The 23692-nt window shown below is 66.1% G+C and carries 26 protein-coding genes; 15 read left to right on the top strand and 11 right to left on the bottom strand.

All coding sequences use genetic code 11. From position 1 onward, the window contains the following. Positions 1-14 precede the first annotated feature (14 nt). The 8 genes from ACROUL_RS15530 to ACROUL_RS15495 all read left to right on the top strand — a co-directional run bounded on the left by ACROUL_RS15530 (position 15) and on the right by ACROUL_RS15495 (position 7755). Positions 15-818: a cytochrome c oxidase subunit 3 gene (locus ACROUL_RS15530; protein WP_431300358.1), complete on the top strand. Its 804-nt coding sequence runs from the start codon at positions 15-17 to the stop codon at positions 816-818. A 68-nt stretch (positions 819-886) separates the two neighbouring features. After that, positions 887-1555 carry an SURF1 family protein gene (locus tag ACROUL_RS15525; RefSeq protein WP_431300357.1) on the top strand — a complete coding sequence of 223 codons (669 nt, stop codon included), beginning with the start codon at positions 887-889 and terminating at the stop codon, positions 1553-1555. A 17-nt stretch (positions 1556-1572) separates the two neighbouring features. Beyond that, positions 1573-2958 carry a threonine synthase gene (gene thrC / locus ACROUL_RS15520; RefSeq protein ID WP_431300356.1) on the top strand — a complete coding sequence of 462 codons (1386 nt, stop codon included), beginning with the start codon at positions 1573-1575 and terminating at the stop codon, positions 2956-2958. Further along, a complete protein-coding gene (locus tag ACROUL_RS15515) occupies positions 2955-4214 on the top strand; it encodes a M16 family metallopeptidase (protein ID WP_431300355.1) in 1260 nt (419 codons plus the stop codon). The genes thrC and ACROUL_RS15515 overlap by 4 nt, the downstream gene beginning before the upstream one ends. Next, positions 4214-4798 (top strand): GNAT family N-acetyltransferase, encoded by a 585-nt coding sequence (locus tag ACROUL_RS15510; RefSeq protein WP_431300354.1) that lies wholly within the window; start codon positions 4214-4216, stop codon positions 4796-4798. Before ACROUL_RS15515 ends, ACROUL_RS15510 begins: the two co-directional genes overlap by 1 nt. 72 nt (positions 4799-4870) lie before the next feature. Continuing rightward, complete coding sequence (locus ACROUL_RS15505) at positions 4871-5401, top strand: DUF1697 domain-containing protein (RefSeq protein ID WP_431300353.1); 531 nt, start codon at positions 4871-4873, stop codon at positions 5399-5401. An 82-nt stretch (positions 5402-5483) separates the two neighbouring features. Beyond that, positions 5484-6284 carry an MBL fold metallo-hydrolase gene (locus ACROUL_RS15500; RefSeq protein WP_431300352.1) on the top strand — a complete coding sequence of 267 codons (801 nt, stop codon included), beginning with the start codon at positions 5484-5486 and terminating at the stop codon, positions 6282-6284. A 58-nt stretch (positions 6285-6342) separates the two neighbouring features. Further along, positions 6343-7755, top strand: coding sequence for an FAD-binding oxidoreductase (locus ACROUL_RS15495; protein WP_431300351.1), 1413 nt, complete (start codon positions 6343-6345; stop codon positions 7753-7755). A 175-nt stretch (positions 7756-7930) separates the two neighbouring features. On the opposite strand, the gene ACROUL_RS15490 is transcribed toward ACROUL_RS15495, so the two are convergent. The 9 genes from ACROUL_RS15490 to ACROUL_RS15450 form a co-directional block, all read right to left on the bottom strand. Next, positions 7931-8470, bottom strand: a complete 540-nt coding sequence (locus ACROUL_RS15490) for an adenine phosphoribosyltransferase (RefSeq protein WP_431300350.1) — start codon at positions 8468-8470, stop codon at positions 7931-7933. 11 nt (positions 8471-8481) lie between these two features. Continuing rightward, a complete protein-coding gene (locus tag ACROUL_RS15485) occupies positions 8482-9147 on the bottom strand; it encodes a DUF2927 domain-containing protein (RefSeq protein ID WP_431300349.1) in 666 nt (221 codons plus the stop codon). Then, positions 9144-10010, bottom strand: coding sequence for an S-methyl-5'-thioadenosine phosphorylase (locus ACROUL_RS15480; RefSeq protein ID WP_431300348.1), 867 nt, complete (start codon positions 10008-10010; stop codon positions 9144-9146). The genes ACROUL_RS15485 and ACROUL_RS15480 overlap by 4 nt, the downstream gene beginning before the upstream one ends. A 151-nt stretch (positions 10011-10161) precedes the next feature. Beyond that, on the bottom strand, positions 10162-11010 hold the full coding sequence (locus ACROUL_RS15475) for a sugar phosphate isomerase/epimerase family protein (protein WP_431300347.1): 849 nt from the start codon (positions 11008-11010) through the stop codon (positions 10162-10164). A gap of 12 nt (positions 11011-11022) precedes the next feature. Beyond that, positions 11023-11934: an HAD-IIA family hydrolase gene (locus ACROUL_RS15470; protein ID WP_431300346.1), complete on the bottom strand. Its 912-nt coding sequence runs from the start codon at positions 11932-11934 to the stop codon at positions 11023-11025. Further along, complete coding sequence (locus tag ACROUL_RS15465) at positions 11927-12694, bottom strand: SDR family NAD(P)-dependent oxidoreductase (protein WP_431300345.1); 768 nt, start codon at positions 12692-12694, stop codon at positions 11927-11929. Before ACROUL_RS15465 ends, ACROUL_RS15470 begins: the two co-directional genes overlap by 8 nt. A gap of 3 nt (positions 12695-12697) precedes the next feature. After that, a complete protein-coding gene (locus ACROUL_RS15460) occupies positions 12698-13255 on the bottom strand; it encodes an SIS domain-containing protein (RefSeq protein WP_431300344.1) in 558 nt (185 codons plus the stop codon). Continuing rightward, positions 13252-14565 carry a sn-glycerol-1-phosphate dehydrogenase gene (locus tag ACROUL_RS15455; RefSeq protein WP_431300343.1) on the bottom strand — a complete coding sequence of 438 codons (1314 nt, stop codon included), beginning with the start codon at positions 14563-14565 and terminating at the stop codon, positions 13252-13254. The genes ACROUL_RS15460 and ACROUL_RS15455 overlap by 4 nt, the downstream gene beginning before the upstream one ends. After that, a complete protein-coding gene (locus tag ACROUL_RS15450) occupies positions 14562-15614 on the bottom strand; it encodes an ABC transporter ATP-binding protein (protein WP_431300342.1) in 1053 nt (350 codons plus the stop codon). Before ACROUL_RS15450 ends, ACROUL_RS15455 begins: the two co-directional genes overlap by 4 nt. Before the next feature lie 138 nt (positions 15615-15752). Here ACROUL_RS15450 and ACROUL_RS15445 point away from each other — a divergent pair, with 138 nt between their 5' ends. The 7 genes from ACROUL_RS15445 (at position 15753) to ACROUL_RS15415 (ending at position 22972) form a co-directional block, all read left to right on the top strand. Continuing rightward, the gene (locus ACROUL_RS15445) at positions 15753-17093 is read left to right on the top strand and encodes an ABC transporter substrate-binding protein (protein WP_431300341.1); all 1341 of its coding nucleotides are present in this window, start codon (positions 15753-15755) and stop codon (positions 17091-17093) included. A gap of 85 nt (positions 17094-17178) precedes the next feature. After that, positions 17179-18057, top strand: a complete 879-nt coding sequence (locus ACROUL_RS15440) for a carbohydrate ABC transporter permease (RefSeq protein ID WP_431300340.1) — start codon at positions 17179-17181, stop codon at positions 18055-18057. Continuing rightward, complete coding sequence (locus tag ACROUL_RS15435) at positions 18057-18884, top strand: carbohydrate ABC transporter permease (RefSeq protein ID WP_431300339.1); 828 nt, start codon at positions 18057-18059, stop codon at positions 18882-18884. Before ACROUL_RS15440 ends, ACROUL_RS15435 begins: the two co-directional genes overlap by 1 nt. Before the next feature lie 9 nt (positions 18885-18893). Beyond that, positions 18894-19865: a sugar-binding transcriptional regulator gene (locus ACROUL_RS15430; protein WP_431300338.1), complete on the top strand. Its 972-nt coding sequence runs from the start codon at positions 18894-18896 to the stop codon at positions 19863-19865. Then, positions 19865-21316: a xylulokinase gene (gene xylB, locus ACROUL_RS15425; protein ID WP_431300337.1), complete on the top strand. Its 1452-nt coding sequence runs from the start codon at positions 19865-19867 to the stop codon at positions 21314-21316. The genes ACROUL_RS15430 and xylB overlap by 1 nt, the downstream gene beginning before the upstream one ends. Positions 21317-21479: 163 nt before the next feature. Next, complete coding sequence (locus ACROUL_RS15420; protein WP_431300336.1) at positions 21480-22115, top strand: nucleoside triphosphate hydrolase; 636 nt, start codon at positions 21480-21482, stop codon at positions 22113-22115. Between the two features lie 8 nt (positions 22116-22123). Then, entirely contained in the window at positions 22124-22972 is an 849-nt protein-coding gene (locus ACROUL_RS15415; RefSeq protein ID WP_431300335.1) for an amidohydrolase family protein, read from the top strand. Between the two features lie 4 nt (positions 22973-22976). On the opposite strand, the gene ACROUL_RS15410 is transcribed toward ACROUL_RS15415, so the two are convergent. Beyond that, positions 22977-23450: an SRPBCC domain-containing protein gene (locus tag ACROUL_RS15410; protein WP_431300334.1), complete on the bottom strand. Its 474-nt coding sequence runs from the start codon at positions 23448-23450 to the stop codon at positions 22977-22979. Continuing rightward, on the bottom strand, positions 23447-23692 hold the full coding sequence (locus ACROUL_RS15405; protein ID WP_431300333.1) for a hypothetical protein: 246 nt from the start codon (positions 23690-23692) through the stop codon (positions 23447-23449). The genes ACROUL_RS15410 and ACROUL_RS15405 overlap by 4 nt, the downstream gene beginning before the upstream one ends.

Genomic DNA, 23692 nt, shown 5'->3' with positions numbered 1-23692 from the left:
GGAACTGACCGGCCATGGCCCACGCGAAAAACCACGATTACCACGTCTTGCCACCGTCGATCTGGCCGCTGCTTGGCGCGCTGTCGGGTTTTGTGATGCTGTTCGGGGCGGTGCTCTGGATGCACGGTTCGCAGCCGTGGCTGGGGCTGATCGGCCTTGCGGGCGTGCTTTACGTGATGTTCGCGTGGTGGTCGGAAGTTGTGCATGAAAGCCAGGTTGGCGACCACACCCCGGTGGTGCGGCTTGGCCTGCGCTACGGGTTCATCCTGTTCATAATGTCGGAAGTGATGTTCTTCTCGGCCTGGTTCTGGACGTTCTTCAAGCACCGCATGTATCCGATGGGGCCGCAAAGCCCGGCGATCGACGGGGTCTGGCCGCCGGTCGGCATTGAGACGTTCGATCCTTGGCACCTGCCGCTGATGAACACGCTGATCCTGCTGCTGTCGGGTTGCGCCGCGACCTGGGCGCACCATGCGCTGGTGCATGAAAACAATCGCAAGGACCTGATCAATGGCCTGATCCTCGCCATCCTGCTGGGCCTCGTGTTCACCGGGATGCAGGCCTACGAATATAGCCACGCGGCCTTCGGGTTTGCCGGCAACATCTATGGCGCCACGTTCTTTATGGCGACCGGCTTCCACGGCTTTCACGTGATCATCGGGACGATCTTCCTGACGGTCTGCCTGATCCGCGCGCTGAAGGGGCATTTCACGCCGGAACGCCACGTCGGTTTTGAAGCCGCCGCCTGGTACTGGCACTTCGTCGACGTGGTCTGGCTGTTCCTGTTTGCCACGGTGTACGTCTGGGGTCAGGGCTGACGTCCAGCCCGGCGCGGGGAAAACAAGCGCGGGCCTTCGGGCCTGCGCTTTTCATTTGGGGTGGTGGGATGATCAGGTCAGTGGCCTTTGCGGTGATCCTCGGGCTGGCCGGGGTGGGCGTCCTTGTGTCGCTGGGCGTCTGGCAGTTGCACCGGCTGGAATGGAAGGAAGCGATCATCGCGGGGGCCGAGGCGATGATGGCCCAAGACCCGGTCGCCTTGCCCGCCACGCTTGATCCGGTGGCCGACCGCTACCGCGCCGTCACCGCAACCGGCCGCTTCACCGGCGAGGAAGCGCATGTGCTGACCTCCACCCGCGAGATGGGACCGGGGTTCCTCGTGATCGCCGCCTTCGAAACGGACGGGCGGCGCATCCTCGTTGACCGCGGTTTCGTGCCCGAGACGGAAAAGACCACCCCACGCCCACCGCGCGACGCCAAAGTTGTCGGCAATCTGAACTGGCCGGATGACGTGAATTCCTCGACCCCGCCCTATGACGCGGACCGCCAGATCTGGTATGGCCGCGATCTTGGTGGCATCGCGTCGCTTCTGGGCACGGAGCCGGTGCTGGTGATCGCGCGGGCAGATACCGGCGACGGCATCGTGCCGCAGCCGGTGACAACTGCGGGCTTCCGCAACGACCATTTCAACTACGCGGTGACGTGGTTTTCGCTGGCAGCGGTGTGGCTGGGGATGACACTCTATCTTCTGTGGCGTATCAGGGCGCGGTCCGTCTGAATACCAAAGGCGAAACGATGAAATACATATCCACCCGCGGCGCTGCTCCGACGTTGAGCTTTGGCGAGGCGATGATGACCGGGCTGGCGCGCGACGGCGGGCTTTACGTGCCCGATGCGGTGCCGGTGATGCCGCATGGCGAGATCGCGGCGCTGGCCGGCCTGTCATATGAGGAAACCGCGTTTCGCGTGATGCGGCCCTATCTGGGCGGCTTCTTTGCCGAGGATGAGTTTCGCGGGTTGATCGACGCTGCCTACAAGGGGTTTCACCACGCCGCCCGCGCGCCGATGGTGCAACTGGCGCCCAATCATTTCCTTCTGGAACTGTTCCACGGCCCGACGCTGGCGTTCAAGGATTTCGCCATGCAGCTTATCGGGCAGATGATGCAGGCGGCGCTGGCCAAGACGGGCGAGCGGATCACGATTGTCGGCGCCACCTCGGGCGATACCGGATCGGCGGCGATGGAGGCGTTCCGGGGGCTGGCGAATGTGGATGTGTTCATCCTGTTCCCGCATGGCCGGGTGTCGGACGTGCAGCGCCGCCAGATGACCACGGCGTCGGAGGCGAACTGTCACGCGCTGGCCATCGACGGCAGCTTTGACGATGCGCAGGCCCGTGTGAAGGACATGTTCAACGATTTTGCCTTCCGCGATGGCGTGCGGCTGGCGGGCGTCAACTCGATCAACTGGGCGCGGGTGCTGGCGCAGGTGGTCTATTACTTCTACGCCGCCGTGGCCCTTGGTGCGCCGCACCGCGCGGTCAGCTTCACCGTGCCCACCGGCAACTTCGGCGACATCTTCGCGGGCTACATCGCGCGGCAGATGGGGCTGCCGATCGAAAAGCTGGTGATCGCCACCAACCAGAACGATATCCTCGACCGCGCGATCCGCAGTGGTGCCTACCTCACCGATGGCGTGCGCCCAACGATCAGCCCATCGATGGATATCGAGGTGTCGTCGAACTTCGAGCGCGCCTTGTTCGATGCCTATGGCCGCGACGGCGCGGCGGTTAACGCGCTGATGGCCGAGTTGAAGGCTGGCGGCTTCCACATCAGCCAGGGTGCGCTTCAGATGCTGCGCGCCACCTTCGCCTCGGGCCGCTGTTCGGAGGACGAGACGCTTGCGACCATCGCGCGGCATTTCAAGACCACGGGCGAGGTGCTTTGCCCGCATTCTGCCGTGGGTGTGAAGGTCGCCGAGGATCACCTTGGCGCGACGCCGATGATAACCCTCGCGACCGCGCATCCCGCGAAATTCCCCGACGCGGTGGAACGGGCCACGGGCCTGCGCCCCGGCCTGCCGCCGCATATGGCCGATCTTTTCGACCGGCCCGAACGGATGACCCGCGTGCCGAACGACCTTGCCACCCTCGAAGCGCTGGTGCGCGAAAGGATTGCCCATTGAGCCTGCGCCTACACACCCTGCCGAACGGGTTTCGCATCGTCACCGAAGCGATGCCCGGCCTCAAATCGGCCTCTGTCGGCATCTGGGTCGGTGCCGGCGGGCGGCATGAAACGCCGCAGCAGAACGGCATCGCGCATTTTCTTGAACACATGGCGTTCAAGGGCACGCGGCGGCGCAGCGCCCTGCAGATTGCTGAGGAAATCGAGGATGTGGGCGGCTATATCAACGCCTACACCAGCCGCGAGATGACGGCCTACTATGCGCGCTGCCTGTCCGCCGATGTGCCCCGCGCGCTGGACGTGATTTCCGACATCGTGCTGAACCCGGTGTTCCGCAAGGCCGATATCGAGACCGAACGCCATGTGATCCTGCAGGAAATCGGGCAGGCGCTGGACACGCCCGACGACATCATCTTCGACTGGCTGCACGAGGTCAGCTACCCCGACCAGCCGTTCGGTCGCACCATCCTCGGGCCAGAGGAACGGGTGTCATCGTTCAAGAAGGCCGATTTCGAGGCGTTCGTCGGCCAGCACTACGGCCCCGACCAGATGATCCTGTCAGCCGCCGGCGGTGTTGATCACGACAGCATCGTGGCCGAGGCGACGGCGATCTTCGGCGGGCTGAAGCCGGTTGGAATGCCGCAGGTGGCCCCGGCCCGCTTTGGCGGCGGCGAGCGGCGCGAGGTCAAGGATCTGGAACAGGTCCACATCGCTCTGTCGTTCGAAGCCCCCGGTTACCGCGACGACAAGGTCTACACCGCGCAGGTCTATGCCACCGCGATGGGCGGCGGCATGTCCTCCCGGCTGTTCCAGAAGATTCGCGAGGATCGGGGGCTCTGCTATACCATCCACGCGCAGGCGGGTGCCTATGAGGATACCGGCCAGATAACGATCTACGCCGGCACCTCCGAGGCCGAGATCGGCGATCTGACGCAACTGACCATCGACGAATTGAAACGCGCTGCCGACGACATGACCGAGGCCGAGGTGGCGCGGTCGCGTGCGCAACTGCGCGCGGGGCTGTTGATGGGGTTGGAAAGCCCGTCCAGCCGCGCCGAACGCAATGCGCGGCTGTTGTCGATCTGGGGCAGGGTGCCTGACGTTGACGAGGCCGTGGCCAAGATCGATGCGGTCAGCACGGCGCACGTGCGGTCCTATGCCGCCGAACTGACCACCGCGCGCGCCGCACTGGCGCTCTATGGCCCGGTCACCGATGCGCCGGGGGTTGAGGCAATCAAGCGGGGGCTGATGGCCTGATGCTGGGCTTCAAGCGCAGGGTCCGGGTCGAGACGGAGCGTATGACGCTTCGCCTGCCCGAACACGCCGACTGGCGCCAATGGTCGGAACTGCGCGAAGTGTCGGCGGCCTTCCTGGCACCCTGGGAGCCGGTCTGGGCCAATGACCACCTTACCCGCCGCGCCTTCACCAACCGCGTCTACTGGGCGCAGCGCGCTGAGGCGCAGGGCACCGCATTGCCGATGCTGCTGATCCGGCGCGAGGATGACCAGCTTCTGGGGGCGCTGACGCTTGACAACATCCGTCGCGGTCCGTCGCAGACCGGCACCTTCGGCTACTGGATCGGCCAGCCCTTCGCGCGCCACGGCTACATGCGCGAGGCGCTGAAGGGCCTGACGCACCACGCCTTCACCAACATGGACATCAGTCGGCTCGAAGCCGCGTGCCTGCCAGAAAACACCGCCTCGCGCGGGGTCTTGGAAAAATGCGGCTTCAAGTATGAGGGCGTGGCGCAAAGCTACCTGCAGATCAGCGGCCGCTGGCGCAACCACGTGCTTTACGCCAACCTTCGCAGCGACCGGCGCGGCCGCACCGATGCGGGCTGACCCGCAGGCCGACAGCCTCGCGCCGCTCCTGCCCTTGACGGGACGAAGGAAGCGTCCTGCGCAGGGATTGATATGACGACGCATGTTGCCTTGCTGCGCGGCGTCAATGTCTCCGGCGCGAACAAGCTGCCGATGGCCGAGTTCCGGGCGCTTCTCTCCGACCTCGGCCTTGCGCACGTCGCATCCTACATCCAGTCCGGCAACGCGGTTTTCGAAAGCGACCGTCCCGCCGCCGAACTTGAACCCCTGATCCGCGGCGCAATTGCCGCCCGCTTCGGCTTTTCCCCCGAAACCTTCGTCCGCGACGCAGCCGAGATCGCGTCGGCGCTGACCGATCATCCCTTCGCCGATGCCGACCCCGCGCGCGTGCATGTCTGCTTTCTGGCAGCCGACCCGCAGCCTGACGAGGCCGCCCTCCGCGCGCTGGCCTTGCCCGGCGACGGCTGGTACCTTGGCCCGCGCCGCATCACCCTGCACACCCCCGGCGGCGTCGGCACCTCGAAACTGATGGATCGGTTGCCGCGCCTGTTGTCGGCACCGATGACTGCCCGCAACCTGCGCACCGTCGCTGCTTTGCACACCCTTGCCGCCGCGCGCGGCTAACCTCGCGCATCCGTGATCGAAACATCAGGTGACGCAGGGTCAATCCGGGTTACCCTTCGCTTGACCCGATGGGAGGTGCCCGATGCGTCTTGCTGCCGCTTTGATCCTTGCTGCATGTCCTGCTGTGGCGCAGGACCGCATCCCTTCGCACTGCATCGCTTTGGCCAAAGGGACGGACACCGTTATCCCCGCAGCCCTTGGCGACGGGCTGGCCGACGACCACGTCCTGATCCGCTACCTTGACCACGCGAGCTTCGCCATCGTCACCGATGATGGCACCGTCGCGGTCACCGACTACACCGGCTACACCGGCACCAGCGATTTCGTGCCCGACGTGGTGACGATGAACAACGCGCATTCCACGCATTGGACCGCCGCCCCTGACACACGCATCCCGCATATCCTGAAAGGGTGGGGCGAAGGCGCGGCCCCCGCCGACCACCGCCTCGACCTCGGTTCTATGCTGGTGCGCAACGTCACCACCGACACGCGCGGCCCTTTCGGCGAAGGTGCGCGCAAGGACGGCAACTCTATCTTCATCTTCGAGGCGGGCGGGCTTTGCATCGGCCACCTCGGCCACCTTCACCAGATCCCGTCGCCCGAACAGTACGCCGCCATCGGGCGGCTGGATGTGGTGATGGTACCAGTCGACGGCGGCTATACCATGCGGCTGGAAGACATGGTCGGCGTGGTCAGTCGGCTGCGGTCGTCGGTTGTGATCCCGATGCACTGGTTCTCGCAAGGCTCGCTCGACGCCTTCCTGACCGAGATGTCGAAAGAGTTCACCGTGGTCGAAACCGGCGGCCCGGAAATCGACCTCAGCCGCGACGATCTGCCGTCCAGCCCGACCGTTCTGGTGCTGGAACCGGCCTACCTCGACTAGCATTTCCTGTGGCAAGTGCGCCCGGCCCCGTCTACGTAAACGGGTAAAGGAGCGCGCCATGCTGAACCCCTGCGATCCCGCCTTTGTCGCCACCCTTGCCGCGCGCCTTCCCGAAGGCACCTTCGCGACGCCCGACGCGGCGCATCTGTCCGAACCGCGCGGCCGCTGGCACGGCATCGCCGGAACCCTGGCCAAACCGCGCAGCACGGCCGAGGTTGCCACCATCGTCCGCGCCTGTGGCGAGGCTTTCGTCGGGATCGTGCCGTGGGGAGGCGGCACCGGCCTTGTCGGCGGTCAGGTGATGACGGACGGTCCCGCGCCACTGCTTTTGTCGCTGGAACGGATGACCGCCCTGCGCGGCGCCTGGGCCGACGAGAACGCGCTGGTGGTCGAGGCCGGGATGATCCTTTCCGACGTGCAGGCGGAGGCCGCGAAACTGGGCCGACTTTTCCCCCTGACGCTCGCCTCCGAAGGCAGCGCGCGGATCGGCGGCAACCTTGCCACCAACGCCGGCGGCGTGCATGTGCTGCGCTACGGCAACGCGCGCGACCTCTGCCTCGGGCTCGAGGCGGTGCTGCCGGACGGCACGATCTGGAACGGGCTGACTCGCTTGCGAAAGGACAACGCCGGCTACGACCTGCGCCACCTGATGATCGGCTCCGAAGGCACGCTTGGGGTGATCACCGCGGCCAGCCTGCGCCTGTTCCCGGTGCCTGCCTCGCGGGTGGTGGCGATGCTGGCGGTGCCGTCCCCGGATGCGGCCCTGCGTCTTCTTTCGCTCGCCTCTTCCCGCGTGCCGGGCATGGTCTCGGGGTTCGAACTGATGCACCGGACCGGCTTCGACTTTCTGGCCGAAACCCTGCCCGATCTTCACGCCCCCTTCGACCCGGTGCCGGAATGGCTGGTGCTTGTCGAACTAGGTCTCGCCGCCGGGATGGAGGCCGAGGCCACGATGGCCGCGCTTTACGAAGAAGCATCAGACGCGGGCCTCGTGACCGACGGCGTCATCGCCACCTCCGACGCACAGGCCGCTGCGCTCTGGCGTCTGCGCGAAGCGATCCCCGAGGCGAACCGCCTGATCGGCGCCGTCTCCAGCCACGACATCTCGCTGCCCCTGTCGGCGGTCCCCGATTTCATCCTTGCCGCCCCCGCAGCGCTGGCCCGGATCGACCGGTTCCGCATCAACTGCTTTGGCCATCTCGGCGACGGCAACCTGCATTACAACGTCTTTCCCGAACGCGGCCGCAACCGAAAGGACCACGATCCCCAGCGCGACGCGGTGAAAACCTGCATCCACGACATCGTGCATGGCTTGGGCGGATCGGTCGCCGCCGAACACGGCGTGGGTCGGCTCAAGACCGCCGATCTCGTCCGTTACGCAGACCCGGCCAAGCTGGCCGCAATGCGCGCGATCAAGCAGGCGCTCGATCCCCTTGGCATCATGAACCCCGGCGCGGTGCTGGCCCCCTGAGCCTGCGATTTTGCTCGATTAGTCGCGTCAGAAATTGAAATACCCCGCCGGGTGGGTGCCCGACGGGGTGGGGTGGGTTTGGGTCACGTGTTGCAAGCAGCGTGTTCGTCGGGATGGGTAGCCCCGACACGTCAAGGTCTACCGCCGATTCGCTTTCCACCAGGTTAACGGCGGCTCACAGTCCCTCGAAGGCGCAGAGCGCGTGCACCGACATGCCCATCGCCTCCAGCTTTCGCCGACCGCCAAGGTCCGGCAGGTCGACGACAAAGGCGCAGCCAACGACCTCGGCACCCAGCCGTTCGATCAGCCGGATACCCGCTTCGGCCGTGCCCCCGGTCGCCAGAAGGTCATCGACCAGCAGCACCTTTTCCCCCGGCGTCATGGCATCGTCATGCACCTCGACCACCGCCTCGCCGTATTCCAGCTTGTAGGCCTGCGAAATCGTCTGCCCCGGCAGCTTGCCTTTCTTGCGGATCGGTACGAAGCCGGTCGACAACTGGTGCGCGACGGCCCCGCCAAGGATGAAGCCCCGCGCCTCCAGCCCCGCGACCTTGTCGATCCGCATCCCAGCATAGGGTGCCAGAAGCTGGTCGACACACATCCGAAACCCGCGCGGATCGGCGAAAAGGGTGGTCACGTCGCGGAAGAATATCCCCTCATGCGGGAAATCCACTATGGTGCGGATGTAGTCCTTCACGGTCTTGGCGCTGTGCATAGATCGGTCTTTCATATCCGGGGCGGGTAGAGCCAGCGCAACAGGGCGGCGTCCTGGCCTGCGATGGTGGTGGTCATGTTCGAGTCCTGCGACAGGATCGACACCCCGTCATACGCCGGGTTCTCGATGTCATAAAGCGGTCCCAGCGCCTGGGTGATCTCCTCCAGCATCACCGAAGGCAGGTCCGCGTCGGTGATGGTGGTGGAAATCAGGATCACCGCGCTGGTGATCCGGTCGGCCTCGTCCGACCACAGCGTCATGTAGCCCACCCCCATCACGCCGGGGCCGGAAAAGCCGGGCACGTCGGTCATCACCGTGCCTTCGGTCAGGTCGGTCGGAATGACGGTGATGTCGGCAAAGGGGCCCGGCGTCCGCTCCACTCTTATCGCGGCACCGGCGCTGTTGATCTGGTCCAGCGCGGGGTCGATCGCGGCCTCCAATTTGGCCGCGAACCCGATCGGGGCCGGGACCTCGCCGTGGCGAATGGTCAGGCGCAACGCGGGCTTGGCCCAGCGCAGGACAGGGCCCTTGCACGACCCGCCGGGCGGAGCGCCGCAAGTGACCAGGCGAAAGAAGTCGATGTCGCTCAACACGCCCTCGGCGGCAACGCCGTCGATCTGGTCTTCCGCTGCGGCCGTTCCGGCAAGCAGCAGCAGGGCAAGGACAAGCCGGATCACAGAACCCGCCCCGCCACCGCATCCAGCCGCGCGACAAGCTCGGGGTCGCGGTGGTCTGGGGCTGTCATCACTGCATGGTCAAGCGCATGGTCGCAGCCCTGCGGGCAGGGGGCGTGGGTTGCTCCAAGCAAGCCGGGGAGGGATGTCACCAGCCGCCGCGCGGCCTGCGAGTTGGCGGTCAGGGTGCGGATCACCATCGCCACATCGACCGCGCCGTGGCTGTCGTGCCAGCAGTCGTAATCGGTGACCATCGCAACGCAGGCGTAGCAAAGCTCGGCCTCGCGGGCGAGGCGGGCTTCGGGCATGCCGGTCATGCCGATCACGTCGGCACCCCATATGCGGTAAAGGCGGCTTTCGGCGCGGGTGGAAAACTGCGGGCCTTCGATGGCGATGTAGGTGGCGCCGGTGTGGACGGTCTGTCCGGCCGCGCGGGCGGCTTCGGCGCAGGCGGCGCCGAGGCGGGCGCAGGCGGGGTCGGCAAGGCTGACGTGGGCGACGCAGCCGGGGCCGAAGAAAGATGCGGGGCGCGACACGGTGCGGTCGATGTACTGGTCCACGATCACGAAGTCGCCGGGGGCATAGTCTTCGCGGAGCGAGCCGACCGCCGAGATCGAGACCACCTCGGTGCATCCGAGGCGTTTCAGGGCGTCGATGTTGGCGCGGTAGGGGATCGAGGCGGGGTCGAGCGGGTGGCCGCGCCCGTGGCGGGGCAGGAAGGCCATCGGCACGCCGTCGAGGCGGCCCACGAGGATGTCGTCCGAGGGCTTGCCGAAGGGGGATTTCACCTTGACCCAGCTTGCGCCTTCGAGGCCGTCAATCTGATAGACGCCGGAGCCGCCGATGACGCCGATCATGGTCTGCATGTAGGATTCCCCTGTCCGTCCGGTAGGGAAGTCTAGGCGGGTTGGCGGGCTGTGCAAGCATCGTTTTCGATGCCTGTCCCACGGTGGGACATTGGGCTAAGCCATTGTTTCCTTGACATGATATTTTCCCGGTAAGAAAGCGTTAACCGTTTCAGATCAGCCCGTATTGCCGCGCCTTGCCGCGCAGGAACGGCAGACCCTCGCCGATCACCTGATCGGTGCTGTCGGCCACCGGACGCCAAACCGACAGGCCCCATGCCAGTTCGGGCGGCATGTTGATGAAACTTTCCATCGCCAATCCGCCCTTGAAGCCGATCGCGGCGAGGGCGGCGAAGATCTCGTCCCAGTCGCAGGTGCCGTGGCCCGGCGTGCCACGGTCGCTTTCCGACAGGTGGATGTAGCGAAGGTGGTCGCGCGCGGCGAGGATGCCGTTGGCCGCGCCCTTTTCCTCGATGTTCATGTGGTAGGTATCGAGGTGGATGAAGATGTTGTCGGCCCCGATCCGGTCCAGCATCGCGGCGGCCTGCCAGCCGGTGTTCAGAAGATGTGTCTCGTAGCGGTTGACGGGTTCGATCCCGAAGGCGATTCCGAGCCGTTTGGCGTGCTTTGCCGCCGCCTCAAGACAACGGGCGACGTTAGACAGTTCGGCCTCGGTCGGCGGCAGGCCCGAGCGTTCACCGATGCCGCCATAGGTGACGCCGGTCAGCGCCTGTGCCCCCATCGCGGCGGTCTTGTCGAGGGCGACGGTCAGGAATTCGATCCCCTTATCGGGGTGGCGCGAGGGCCAGTGCGTTTCGGGCAAGCCCAGCGAGCAGACCGCTGTAATGCCCGCCCGGTCGAAAAGGGCGCGGGAGTGGGCGGCATCGACGATCGGCGGGTCGAGAAGGGCCACTTCGACGAAATCGAAGCTGTGGCGCAGGGCTTCGGCCACGGCGGCTTCGGCGGCCTCGGGCGTCCAGCGCATGGTCCAGATCGAGGAATGGATGCCGAAACCGCGCATGGGCTGGCCCTTTCAGGTGGTGGTGACGATGGCGTCAGGGATGATGCCGGAGGCGGCAATGAAGGGGGCGGTGTCGCGGCCCGCGAAAAGGCCGTGGGCGGTGATGAGGATGGTTCCCATGCCGGAGGCGCGACCGCCAAGCGTGTCGGTGTGCAGCGTGTCGCCGACCATCGCAAGGCGGTGGGGCGCAAGGCCGGTGCGGGCGGCCGCCTCCAGATGCGCGTCGGGGAAGGGCTTGCCGCACCAGTGGAGGGTGGCACCGGTGCGGTCGGCCACGTCATGCGCCCAGAAGCCGGGTTCGATGCTGAGGCCGCCTTCGCGCGGGGCGACGAGATCGGGGTTGGCGACCAGAAGGGGGCGGGGGTTGCGATCCATTTCCCGCAGGAGTTTGGCGTGAAGGGAGGGCGTCCAGCGGGCGGTGGAAAGGTAGAGGAAGGCGTCGATGCCGGACCAGTCGGCGGTGTCGTGGAGGTCGGTGATCTTGGTCGGAATGTCGGCGAAACTGTCGCCTGCGGCGGCAATTGCGCCCCAGCGCGCGCCATCCGCGATGCGGGGCAGGGCGGCGGCAGCGATGTCGCGGGAGGAGACGACCTCGTCGGCGGTGAAGTCGAAGCCAAGGCGTCGGTATTTCGCCAAGGCTTCCGCGCGCGGGTAGGAGGCGGCGTTGGTCAGCACGCAGAGGCGTTTGCCCATGCGCCGCAGGTCAGCCATGCGGGCGACCGCGCCGGGGATGGGCGTGTCGCCGACGTTCAGGACACCGAAGGCATCGAGGACGAAGCCATCCCAGCGGTCGGCCACATCTGCCAGCGATTGCCCGTGCTGGCTGGCCTTCGGGAAGCTGGCTGTGGGCAGGCGGGGGCGGACGGCCTCATACCGGGCGAAGGCGTCGTCGGTGGAGAGGCCGAGGTCGGCGACGTCAGACACTGGTGAACCCGCCTTCCACCATGAGAAGCGCGCCGTTGACCATGCTCGAGGCATCGGAGGCGAGGTAGAGGGCGGCATCCGCGATTTCGACCGGTTCGGCAAAGCGGCGCGCGGGGGTGGCGTTGCGGAAGGGGTCGCCCTTTTCGGGCTTGCCCCAGACCTTTTTGCCCATCGGGGTCATCACCACGGTCGGGCAGATCGCGTTGACCTGCACGTTATGGCGCGCCCATTCGGCGCAAAGCGATTTCGTCAGGGCGTTCAGGCCCCCTTTGGAGGCGGCATAGGCGGCATGGTCATCCAGCGCGATGACGCCGGTCTGGCTGCTGATGTTGATGACCTTGCCCCATCTTTGCGCGATCATCGCCGGGGCAAGGGTGCGGGCGGTCAGGAACGGGGCGCGCAGGTTGACGGCCATCATCTGGTCCCAGTCGGCGGTCGAGAAATCGACGGCGGGGGCGACGTTGGCGATACCGGCGGAGTTCACGAGAATGTCGATGGTGCCCCATTCTGCGAGCGCGCGTTCGCAGGCTTTGACGGGGTCGGTCGGGCTGGCCATTTCGGCGGTCAGGGTCAGGCAACGGCGGCCGTGGGCGCGAACGGCGGTGGCGGTGGCGGCAAGGTCGGCCTCGTCACGGCCAAGGGCGATGATATCGGCGCCAGCCTCGGCAAAGACGACGGCGATTTCGGCGCCGATGCCTTTCGACGCGCCGGTGATCAGTGCCTTGCGGCCGGTAAGGGCGAAACGGTCCTGCCAGGCCATGACTTACTCCAGATTGGTGTGGCGGGCGCGCATGGCATCGGGTGCCACGCCGAGGTGGTCACGGAGCGCGAGGATCAAAAGCTCGAAGGCGAGGTATTGCGCGCCCTCGAACAGCGACCCCATCGGCAGGACCGAGGTGGCGCCGGTCTGGTCGTTCGCCATCGTCTGGGCGGGGATGTGGAAGATGCGGTGGGCGGCCTTTGGGGCGGACCCGTCGGGTTGGGCGGTAACGCAGGCGACGCGGGCGCCGGCGTTGCGGGCGACGCCGATCAGGCCGTTTACCGTGGAAAACCCGCCCGGCCCGGCGCTGGCGATCAGAAGGTCGCCGGGGCCGAGGGGCGGGCAGGACATGTCGCCCACCACATGCGCATCGAGCCCCATGTGGTAAAGCCGCATGGCAAGGGCGCGCATCATCAACCCCTCGCGCCCGACGCCGTAGCAGGCGATGCGGCGGGCGGCGGAGATTTCCGCGACCATGCCGTCCATCGCGGCAGGGTCGATGGCGGCCACGGCGGCGGCGATTTCACCCGATGCACGGGCGGCGAGGGTGGCAAGCGTCATGGGGCAACCTTCTGGCCAAGGGCGGCCTCGGCAGCCTGCGGCAGAAGCCCGGTTTCGTCCAGCAGATCGAGAAGAGTGTAGCGGCTGCGCAGGAAGCGGGCCTTGAGGATGGTCTCAAGCAGGTAGTCGCGGCTGACGCCGATGTCGGCGGCACCTGACGGTGCGCCGGCGGTGGCAAGCGCGCGGGCCATGTCGGTGGCGGGCATCAGGCGGGCGCGCAGGCGGGGGGCGAGGTCGGGCCAGATGGCGTTGAGGCGGATCAGGCGGTCGTGGAGGGCAGCGCCGTCGGTGTGCTTGGCCTCGGTTTCCGCAACGGCGCGGTCGGCAACCTCGCCCGCGCCGAAACGCTGTAGGATTTCGGCGGACTTGGCGGCCATCGTAGCACCGGGGCGGTCGAGATCGAAGCGGTGGGGTTGGGCAAGCAGCCAGTCATACATGTGCAGCGTCGTCACGCAGCCCACCGCGACGCAGGCGCCGTGGCTGACGCGCTGGCCTTGGTGGTGGAGGTCGTCCATTTCCCACAGGTGGGCGATCTGGTGGTCGGCGCCGGATGCGGGGCGGGACGAGCCGTGCGCCTCCATCGCAAGACCCACCAGCGTCAGGCCCTGAAAAAGGCCGTCGATGGCGGCGGGGTCGGCGGCGCGGATGCGGTCGGGGTGGGCAAGCCAGCCGGACAGGCCGCCCTGCACCATCGGCCAGGCGACGTCGTCGATGGCTTCGATGCCAAGCGCGTCGGCGATCATCCAGTCGCCGCCCGCAGGCACCTTTCCGGCAAGGTCGCCGTAGCCCCAGCCGGTCATTTCGGGCGGCGCGGCACAGATCACGTCGAGGTCGGCGATCAGAACCTTGGCGGGGCGGCAGGGGATGGTTTTCTTGAACCCCTTTTCCGACAGCGGCGCGCCAGCCGAGGTGTAGCCGTCCATTGAGGCGGCGGTGGCGACGCAAAGGTAGGGGATTGCGCGCTGGAAGGCCGCATATTTCACCACGTCGTTCATCACGCCTGACCCGATGGCGACGGGGGTTTCGCCGGGCGCGAGGGCCGCACCAAGGCTGTCGGCAAGGTCGGTCGTGGGTTTCGGGCGCGGGGTGGCTGCGATGATGTGGCGGCGGGTGGCGATGCCTGCGGCGTTCAGCGCCGCCTCGACCGCGGGGCCAGCGGCGGCCCAGCCTCGGTCATCTGCGAAAAGGAGGGCAGGGCCGGAAAAGTGGCGGGCGTAGATGCGGCCCGCGTCGGCCAACACGCCGCGACCAAGCACGATTTCGGCGACATTGGCGGAGCGGGCGACGGCGTTTGCGATCAGGTCTGTCATGCGGCGACCCCAAGGCTGCGGCCATCGGCGGCGAAGTGGTGGCGGCGTGGGCTCGGCAGATCGAGGCCGACCACCGCGCCGTGGTCAAGCGTCGTGTCGCCCTCGGCACGGACGACCATCTGCGTGCCGGCACGGGTTCGGACGTAAAGATAGGCGTCGCCACCGAGGGTTTCGCGCAACAGGACGGTGGCGGCGATCAGGCCCTGACCTTCGGGCAGAAGCGTAACGTGTTCGGGCCGGATGCCAAGCTGCACGGTGCCAGCGGGCGCAGCGCCCAAAGCCTCGTCGCCGTGGCGGGCGCTGCCGCCGTCCAGCGTGACGGGCAGGAAATTCATCGCGGGCGCACCGATGAAGCCCGCGACAAAGGCGTTGGCGGGGCGGTGGTACAGGTCCATCGGGCTGCCGACCTGTTCGATGCGGCCCGCGTTCAGGACCACGATCTTGTCGGCCATCGTCATCGCCTCGACCTGGTCATGGGTGACGTAGATCATCGTCGCCTTCAAATCGCGGTGCAGCGCCTCCAGCTCCACCCGCATCTGGACGCGGAGTTTCGCGTCGAGGTTCGAAAGCGGTTCGTCGAACAGAAACGCCTTCGGTTCCTTGACGATGGCACGGCCTATGGCGACACGCTGGCGCTGGCCGCCCGAAAGCTGGCCGGGCTTTCGGTCAAGGTAGGGATCAAGCTGCAGGATACGCGCCGCATTGGCGACCCGCGCCTGCCGTTCCGCCACCGGAACCTTGTTGACCTTCATCCCGAATTCCATGTTTTCCCGCACCGTCATGTGCGGATAAAGCGCGTAGGACTGAAACACCATCGCCACGTCGCGGTCCGACGGCGCAAGGGTGGACACATCGCTGCCGCCGATGGAAATCACCCCGCCCGAGATCGATTCGAGCCCGGCGATCGAGCGCAGCAGCGTGGACTTGCCACAGCCCGAGGGGCCGACGAAAACGGCAAACTCGCCGTCCGCAATTTCCAGCGTGACGTCGTGCAGTGCCTGCATCGCACCGTAGAATTTGTTCACGCCCGAAAGCCTGACTTCGGCCATGCCGCTTCCTTCCCCTTGGTCAACTTTGCCGGTGTCGATGAATTTCCCGGTTGACTCGTCGCCGTTTCAATACATTTATATCGACAGCGTTACAAATGGAAGTCAACCGTCAAACGCTGAAACCAATGGGAGGTTGGAATGAAATTCAAGACAGAGGTCAGCGCCATCGCGCTGGCGGCAACTGCCAGCCTTGGCCTTGCCGGGCAGGCTGCGGCATGGTCGCTTGAGGAGGCGGCAAAGCCCTATGCGGGAACCGAGCTGGAAGTGCTTTTCCTTGACCGTCCGGGCTATAACGCCGCGATCAAGATGTTGCCGGAGTTCGAGGCGGCGACCGGCATCAAGGTGAACTACACCACTGTTCCCTACGAGAACGCGCTAGGCGAACAGGTGCGGGATTTCGTGGCCGGGGGCGATCTGGACATCGCGCTGATCGACCTGGTGTGGATGGGCAACTTTGCCGAAAACGGTTGGGTCGTGCCGTCCGAGACCTTCACCAAGAACGCCGAACTGGCCGACCCGGATCTGGACATGGCGGACTTCTTCCCGCTGATCCTTGATGCGTTCGGTTCGTGGAACGGGGTCAACTACGGCCTGCCGTTCGACAACTATTCGGGGCTTCTCTTCTACAACAAGTGCATGCTGGAAGCGGCCGGTTTCGACAAGCCGCCAGCGACTTGGCAAGAGGTGATGGACACCTACGGCCCGGCGCTGACCAAGGACGGCAAGTTCGCCTACGCGCTGCAATCCAAGCGCAACGAAACCCAGTCGGCCGACAGCTTTGCGCGGTTCCTGTGGCCCTTCGGCGGCAGCTTCCTGAACGCCGAGTTCAAGTCGAACCTGATGTCGCCGGAAAGCCAGGCGGGCCTGAAGTTCCGCCAGGATCTGATGAAGTTCATGCCTGAAGGCATCGTCGCCTATGACCATGCCGAAACGGTCAACGCCTTTGCCCAGGGCGACGTGGCGATGATCACCGAATGGTCGGCGTTCTATTCCACCGTGGTCAGCCCGGAGACATCGAAAGTGGCTGATTGCGTTGCAATTGCGCCGGAACCGACCGGTCCTGCAGGCCGCAAACCGGCGCTCGGTGGCTTCTCGCTGGCGGTCGCGTCGCAGGCGGACGAGGCTGAACAGGCGGCAGGTTGGCTGTTCATCCAGTGGGTGACTTCGAAAGCCAAGTCCGGTCAGTATCTTGAAATGGGCGGCGTTCCCGGCCGTCAGTCGGCCTATGCCGATCCTGCGCTGGCTGAGACCTACAAGTTCATTCCCGCACTGGTCGAATCGTGGAAAGAGGGCGTGCCGGAGTTCCGTCCGCGCTTTGCCGAATGGCCCGCGATCACCGAGATCGTGCAGGAGTGGGGCACCAAGATGATGCTGGGTGAAGTCTCGATCGAAGAAGGATCGAAGATGATCGGCGAGAAGATGGAAGCCGTGTTGGCCGAAGCCGGATACTACGACGGCAAGAAGCCGCTGGCGCAGTAAGGGTTCTTCCCTGAACGGTGCGACGTTGCACCCTCGCCCCGGCCGATAAGGCCGGGGTTTTCCTCACCCGATACCGGAGCCGCAGATGAGTTTCGCCGTCCGCCGCCGAACCCTGTTGGCCTTTCTCGGCCCGGCGGTCTTTGCGCTGGCGATCGTGGGGATCGCGCCCTTGCTGTTCGCGGTGTGGAAAAGCCTGCACTACTTCAACCTGACCAAACTGGCGCAGCAGCGCTTCGTGGGTCTGGACAATTACATCTTCGTGCTGACCGATCCGGTGTTCTGGCAGGCGATGGGGCGGACGGCGCTATTGTTCGTCATCGCGGTGCCGATCCAGATCGCGCTTGGCCTCTTGATCGCGCTGGTGCTGCACCGCCCCGGCCTGACGTTCTGGAAAACGCTGACGCGGCTGTCGCTGGTGTTGCCGATGGCCACCACCTATGCCGTGGTGGGACTTCTGGCGCAGGTGATGCTGAACCAGAAATACGGCGTCATCAACCAGATGCTCGGTTGGATCGGGGTTGACGCGATCAATTTCATCGGTGATCCGACAAATGCATTTGTCGCCGTGATCCTGTGGGACATCTGGCAATGGACCCCCTTCGTGGCGCTGGTGCTGCTGGCCGGGCTGTCCACCGTGCCGCCTGAAATCGAGGAGGCGGCGCAGTTGGAGACGAAGTCGCATTGGACGGTGCTGCGCCATGTGCAACTGCCGTTCCTGATCCCGTCCCTCGTTGCCGTCCTGATCCTGCGCACCGCCGATACGCTGAAGCTTTTCGACATGCCCTTCACCATGACACGCGGTGGGCCGGGGTCGGCGACCGAGTTCATCGCGGTGCTGATCGAGCGGGTGGGCAACCGGCAGTTCGACATTGGTCTCGCCTCAGCGCAGTCGATCATCATGCTCGCGATCACCATCGCCTTGGCCCGCGCCTATATCCGTTTCTTCTACCGCGAGGTGCGCTGATGGCTGCCCCGATCCAGCGCCGCAACCTTGTGGGCGAGGCGATCCTGCTGACGCTAATCTGCCTTTTCTGCATCTTTCCATTCTACTGGATGGTGACAACCAGCCTCAAGACCCAGGTCGTGGCGCTGGAATCTCCACCCGTCTGGTGGTTCACGCCGACGCTGGCCAACTACTGGGAGGTGTTGTTCGAGGACAAGGTCGGCGTGTCGCTGATCAACTCGATCATCGTTGCGGTCTGCACCACCTCGCTTGCCGTCATCCTCGGCACCCCCGCTGCATATGCGCTGGCGCGGTTTGAGTTTCGCGGCAAAACCGACCTGTGGTTCTGGTTCATCACCAACCGTTTCGTCAGCCCGGTTGTGCTGGCCTTTCCGGTGTTCCTGATCAGCCGCGAATTGGGCCTTCGCGACACGCACCTTGCGCTGATCCTGATGTATCTGACCTTCACCCTGCCGATCGTGATCTGGATCTGCACCGACCAGTTCCGCAGCATACCGCGCGAACTGGACGAGGCGGCGATGCTGGAAGGCGCCAGCCAGTTCCGCATCTTCCGCTCAATCTGCCTGCCGTTGGCCATGCCGGGGGTCGCGGTTTCGTCGATCCTTGCCTTCATCTTTTCGTGGAACGAGCTTCTGTTCGCCTACATCCTTGCACCCAAGGCCGCAAAGACCGCGCCCGCGATGGCGGTGACCTTCATGGAAGGCTACGACGTGCCCTACGGAAAGATCATGGCGACCTCGACGCTGATCGTGATCCCGGTCTTGATCTTTGCGCTGCTGGCGTCAAAACACCTTGTGCGTGGCCTGACGATGGGCGCGGTAAAGTAAGGGGTGCCCATGGCCCGTGCGCCGAAGCTGCCGCAGATCGACACGGAAGAGCGGTTTCTGGCGCAGGTTGCCTGGGCCTATTACGTCGAAGGGCTGACGCAGGAAAAAGTCGCAGACAAGCTGGGCGCCACCCGTTTGCGCGTCAACAAGGCGCTGAGCGAGGCGCATCTGCGTGGTCTGGTGCGGATCAGCTTCAACACGGCCTATGCCGCCTGTGCGGAACTGGAAGCGGCACTGGTCGCACGCTTCGGCTTGCGCCAAGCCTATGTCGCGCCAGCGCCGCAAGACCCCGAGGATGTGCAGAAGGTGACGGGGGCCGCGCTTGGCCACCTTCTGAGCGAGGTTCTTGCCGACCCGGCGGTAAAGCTGTTTGGCATGTCATGGGGTGGCACGCTGAACATCGCCACCCGTTTCGTCGCCGCGATGAGCCGCCCGGACCTTGAGGTGATGTCGGTCATGGGCGGGCTGACGCAAGGCTCCGACCTCAACTCCTTCGAGATCACCACCCGCCTTGCCGACCTTCTGGGCGCGCAGCACAGCTATTTCACCGCGCCGCTATACGCAGGATCGCGCGAGAGCCGGGACACGATCATGCAGCTGGATGTGTTCCGCGAGGTTCTGGAAAAACTGCGCGGGGTGGATGCGATGGCGATGGCGGCGGGCGATCTGTCGCCCCGGTCGCTGTTGATGCGCGACGGGCTGCCGAAGGATGTGACGGTAGAGGAGTTGCGCGCGCTGGGCGGCGTGGGTGACGTCCTTGGCACCGTGATCGACGCCGAAGGCCAGCCTATCGCGCACCCGATCAACGAACGCGTCATCGGCATCGGGCTGGAGGATCTGGGCGGTATTGCGAACGTGATCCTTGCGGCGGGTGGCACCTACAAGCTGGCCGTCAACCGCGCTATCCTGCGGCGCGGGGTGGTCGATACCTTCGTGACCGATGAGGCGACGGCGCGGGCACTTCTGGCGGGGCCGCGCTGATGCTGACAATCGGCGTCGATCTTGGCACGTCCGGCATCAAGGCGGTGCTTATGGAGGATGCGACGCGCGCCGTGGGGCAGGCGGCGCGTCCGGTGGCGGTGTCGATCCCGCAGGTAGGCTGGTCGGAGCAGGACCCGGATCTGTGGGTGGAAGCGGTGTGGGGCTGCCTTGATGACCTTGCGGCGGCGCATCCCGGCGCGATGGGGGCGGTAGCGGGGATCGGGCTGTCGGGGCAGATGCTGGCGGCGCTGGTGCTGGGCGCGGACCATCGGCCCTTGCGCCCGGCGATGCTGTGGAACGACCAGCGGGCGATTGCGGAATGTGCGCGGTTGCTGGCCGCCGTGCCGGACATTGGCCTGCGCACCAACGGCACCCCCGACCCCGGCATCACCGCGCCAAAGCTGATGTGGTTGAACCGGCACGAGCCTGCCGTGATGGCGCGCGCCCGGATGCTGATGCTCACCAAGGATTATGTGCGGCTTGCCCTGACTGGCGAGGTTGGCACCGAGCCGACGGATGCGGGCGGCACCGAGCTTTTCGATTGCCGCAGCGGCCAGTGGGATGCGGGCCTTTGTGCCGCCGTTGGCTGGAACCCCGACCATCTGCCGCCCGTCCTGCAAAGCTGGTCTGCGGCGGGGGGCTTGCGTCCGGCACTGGCTGCGCGCTGGGGGATGCGCCCCGGCACGCCTGTCGCGGCAGGAGCGGGCGACAACATGGGGTCGACGCTGGGTGCGGGGGCCGCGCGGGCAGGCGAGGCGGTGGTGACGATAGGAACTTCGGCGGTGGCGTGTCTGGTGGACACCGCGTTCCATCCGGGGCCGGAGTGGGCGATCCTGACCTCGGCCCATGCCGCGCCGGACACGTTCCTGTCGATGGGGGTGGTGATGTCGGCGACCGCGTCGCTTGACTGGTCGGCGCGGCTGGCGGGGACGACGGCGGCCGATCTGGCCGGACGGGCGGAGGCGTTCGTCGCGGCGGGGCGGCTGGCGGATGCGCCGGTGTTCCTGCCTTGCCTGAACGGCATCCGCACGCCCGCGAACCGCCCCGGTGCGACGGGGCAGATGACGGGGCTGCATCCGGGGGTGGATGCGGCCGGCCTTGGCTATGCGACGATGGAGGGGGTGGCCTTCCAGATCGCCGATTGCATCGCGGCGCAGGGGCGGGCGGGCGTGGCCCTGGGGCAGGTGGTGGCGGTCGGGGGCGGCACGCGGTCGCACCTGTGGATGCGGCTTCTGGCGACGGTGTTGGGCCAGCCGGTGACGCTGCCCGAGGGGTCGGACCTTGCCGGGCCGGGCGGGGCTGCGCGGCTGGCTATGGCGGCTGCAACGGGGGATGTTGGGGCGCTGTATCTGAAGCCTGTGACGAAAGCGGTGGTGGAGCCGGATGCCGCGCTGGCCGAGAGGCTTGCCCCACGGCGGGACCGGTTTGCCGCGCTGATGGCGCGGGCTTGACACCGAGATCGGGCGGCGCCCGCCCGAGGCGGCGGTCGGGCGCTGCCCGGCGGCGCATGCCGCGCCTTGTTCCGGGCAAAAAGGCAAGGGGGCCTCGTCAGCGGGCCCTTGCACCGAACCCGCTGGTCGCGCAATCCTCACGGCAAGCAAAGAAGGGGGCGCCGTGACCGAAACCACCGACATTCCGGCGCTTGCGGACCTGCTGCAGGCCCGCGCCACCGAAGGCCGCGTGATCGTGGCGGTGGTCGGCGCGCCGGGGTCGGGCAAATCCACGCTTGCTGACAAGCTGGCGGGCAAGTTGAACGCGCGGCAAGCGGGGCTTGCCGCCGTCCTGCCGATGGACGGCTACCATTACGACGACACCTACCTCACGCCAAAGGGCTGGCAATCGCGCAAGGGTGCGCCCCACACTTTCGACGTGGGCGGGCTTTACCACACGCTGAAACGGATGCGCGCGCGGGACGAGGCCGAGGTCGCCGTCCCGGTCTTTGACCGGCAGATCGAGATCGCCCGCGCCGGGGCGCGGCTGATCCCGGCGTCGATCCCTGTGATCATCGTCGAAGGCAATTACCTGCTTCTGAACCAGGAACCGTGGCCACGGCTTCGCCCGATGTTCGACCTGACGGTGATGATAGACGTGCCGGAAGGCGTGCTGAAATCACGGCTGACGGCGCGGTGGGTGCGCTATGGCCTGACCCCGCCCGAGATCGCCGCGAAGCTTGAGGAAAACGATCTGCCGAACGGCCGCCTGATCCGCACGAACAGCGCGGCCGCCGATTACCGCATCGCCAACGCATGAGGCCGCCGATGGACCTGATCGATACGCACCAACACCTGATCCTGCGCGACCGCATAGGTTACGCATGGACCGCCGAATTCCCGATCCTGTCAGGCGATTTCACGCGGGAGGATTATGCCGGGCTGGTGGCGGGCAAGGGCATCGTCGGCACGATCTTCATGGAAACCGGGGTCGATGACGCGGACTATCAGGCCGAGGCTCGGATGGTGGCGGGAATGGTCGGCAGCGTCGTCGGCGGTGTGCCGATGCTGGGCCAGATCGCGAGCATTCGGCCAGAGCATGACGAGGGCTTCGATCCGTGGCTGGAAGAGGCGGCGGGTCTCGATACCGTGGGCTTCCGGCGCATCCTGCATGTGGTGCCCGATGATGTGTCGCTGACCGACACGTTCCGGCGCAACCTGCGCAAGATCGGGCGGGCGGGGTTTCCGTTCGACCTGAACTTCCTTGCCCGCCAGCTGATCCCGATCGGGGTGCCGCTGATCCGCGCCTGCCCGGACCAGCCCTATGTCCTTGACCACTGCGGCGTGCCGGATGTGGCGGCGGGCGCTTTCGACGAGTGGGCCAAGGGCATCGACGCGATCGCCGGCTTTGACAATGTGGTGGTAAAATTTTCAGGTATTACAACCTATTGCGCGCCGGGAACGGCGTCGGTTGACCTCTTGCGCCCCTATGCCGACCACTTGTTGAACCGCTTTGGCCCGAACCGGATGCTTTGGGGCGGCGACTGGCCGGTCGTCAACCTTGGCGCCGGTTTACCCGCATGGATCGACATGGCGCGGGCGTTGCTGGCAGGCCTTTCGCCCGACGAACAACATGCCATCGGGCAGGGGACGGCACGGCGCGTCTACGGCGTCTGACCGATCAGATGCCCGCTTCGATCACCTGTTCCAGCCGGGCATAGCTGTCCTCCATCCCGTCCTGCATGCCCGAGGCCAGCACCGCAGCCCGCGCCTCGGCATTGGGCAGGGACATTCGCATCACCAGCCGGGTGCCGGTGCCCACAGGTTCGAAGGTTGTCGTCACGTGGTTGTCGGGGGTCGGCTCGGGCAGGAACATGCGTTCGATGTGCACGATCCGGCTGTGCGGCGTGACTTCGATATATTCGCCGGTGGCGTAAAAGCTGACATGCCTGCCGTCCGACCACTCGAACCGGATTGCGCCTCCGGGCCGCGCGTCGGAAATGCAGACCGGCATCGACCAGCCCTCGGGCCCTAGCATCCAGCGGCGGATGAGGTCGGGTTCGGTATGGGCGCGAAACACCGCTGCGGGGGGTGCTGCGAAGCGACGGGTCACGACGATGTCGGTTTCGCCATCGGTCACGAAGGTGGTTGTCATGGCGCATTTCCTTTCTGGTCAAAAGAGAGCGTGTCGATCCGTCCGAAAACGGCTTCCATCCAGTCCGTGGAGCCGTCCGCCACCGCTGCGGCCCGTGCGTCGGCGCTGGCATAGCGCATCAGGTGCGTCATCCGGGTGCCGGAGCCGTGCACAGCCAGATCGGTGGTGACTTCGACGCAGTAGGCCGGATCGCGGCTGAAGTGTTCAAGGTGAACCATCCGGCGCGGCGCATCCATGCGCAT

Source organism: Tabrizicola sp. BL-A-41-H6, assembly GCF_050632395.1.
Taxonomy (GTDB): domain Bacteria; phylum Pseudomonadota; class Alphaproteobacteria; order Rhodobacterales; family Rhodobacteraceae; genus JAUYQR01.
This window is presented reverse-complemented; position numbering and strand designations above follow the sequence as displayed.

Coding starts and splice junctions, on each gene's coding strand:
- ACROUL_RS15530 (WP_431300358.1), top strand. CDS start 15: ATGGCCCACGCGAAAAACCACGATTACCACGTCTTGCCACCGTCGATC.
- ACROUL_RS15525 (WP_431300357.1), top strand. CDS start 887: ATGATCAGGTCAGTGGCCTTTGCGGTGATCCTCGGGCTGGCCGGGGTG.
- thrC (WP_431300356.1), top strand. CDS start 1,573: ATGAAATACATATCCACCCGCGGCGCTGCTCCGACGTTGAGCTTTGGC.
- ACROUL_RS15510 (WP_431300354.1), top strand. CDS start 4,214: ATGCTGGGCTTCAAGCGCAGGGTCCGGGTCGAGACGGAGCGTATGACG.
- ACROUL_RS15505 (WP_431300353.1), top strand. CDS start 4,871: ATGACGACGCATGTTGCCTTGCTGCGCGGCGTCAATGTCTCCGGCGCG.
- ACROUL_RS15500 (WP_431300352.1), top strand. CDS start 5,484: ATGCGTCTTGCTGCCGCTTTGATCCTTGCTGCATGTCCTGCTGTGGCG.
- ACROUL_RS15495 (WP_431300351.1), top strand. CDS start 6,343: ATGCTGAACCCCTGCGATCCCGCCTTTGTCGCCACCCTTGCCGCGCGC.
- ACROUL_RS15490 (WP_431300350.1), bottom strand. CDS start 8,470: ATGCACAGCGCCAAGACCGTGAAGGACTACATCCGCACCATAGTGGAT.
- ACROUL_RS15480 (WP_431300348.1), bottom strand. CDS start 10,010: ATGCAGACCATGATCGGCGTCATCGGCGGCTCCGGCGTCTATCAGATT.
- ACROUL_RS15475 (WP_431300347.1), bottom strand. CDS start 11,010: ATGCGCGGTTTCGGCATCCATTCCTCGATCTGGACCATGCGCTGGACG.
- ACROUL_RS15465 (WP_431300345.1), bottom strand. CDS start 12,694: ATGGCCTGGCAGGACCGTTTCGCCCTTACCGGCCGCAAGGCACTGATC.
- ACROUL_RS15460 (WP_431300344.1), bottom strand. CDS start 13,255: ATGACGCTTGCCACCCTCGCCGCCCGTGCATCGGGTGAAATCGCCGCC.
- ACROUL_RS15455 (WP_431300343.1), bottom strand. CDS start 14,565: ATGACAGACCTGATCGCAAACGCCGTCGCCCGCTCCGCCAATGTCGCC.
- ACROUL_RS15450 (WP_431300342.1), bottom strand. CDS start 15,614: ATGGCCGAAGTCAGGCTTTCGGGCGTGAACAAATTCTACGGTGCGATG.
- ACROUL_RS15445 (WP_431300341.1), top strand. CDS start 15,753: ATGAAATTCAAGACAGAGGTCAGCGCCATCGCGCTGGCGGCAACTGCC.
- ACROUL_RS15440 (WP_431300340.1), top strand. CDS start 17,179: ATGAGTTTCGCCGTCCGCCGCCGAACCCTGTTGGCCTTTCTCGGCCCG.
- ACROUL_RS15435 (WP_431300339.1), top strand. CDS start 18,057: ATGGCTGCCCCGATCCAGCGCCGCAACCTTGTGGGCGAGGCGATCCTG.
- ACROUL_RS15430 (WP_431300338.1), top strand. CDS start 18,894: ATGGCCCGTGCGCCGAAGCTGCCGCAGATCGACACGGAAGAGCGGTTT.
- xylB (WP_431300337.1), top strand. CDS start 19,865: ATGCTGACAATCGGCGTCGATCTTGGCACGTCCGGCATCAAGGCGGTG.
- ACROUL_RS15415 (WP_431300335.1), top strand. CDS start 22,124: ATGGACCTGATCGATACGCACCAACACCTGATCCTGCGCGACCGCATA.
- ACROUL_RS15410 (WP_431300334.1), bottom strand. CDS start 23,450: ATGACAACCACCTTCGTGACCGATGGCGAAACCGACATCGTCGTGACC.
- ACROUL_RS15405 (WP_431300333.1), bottom strand. CDS start 23,692: ATGCGCATGGATGCGCCGCGCCGGATGGTTCACCTTGAACACTTCAGC.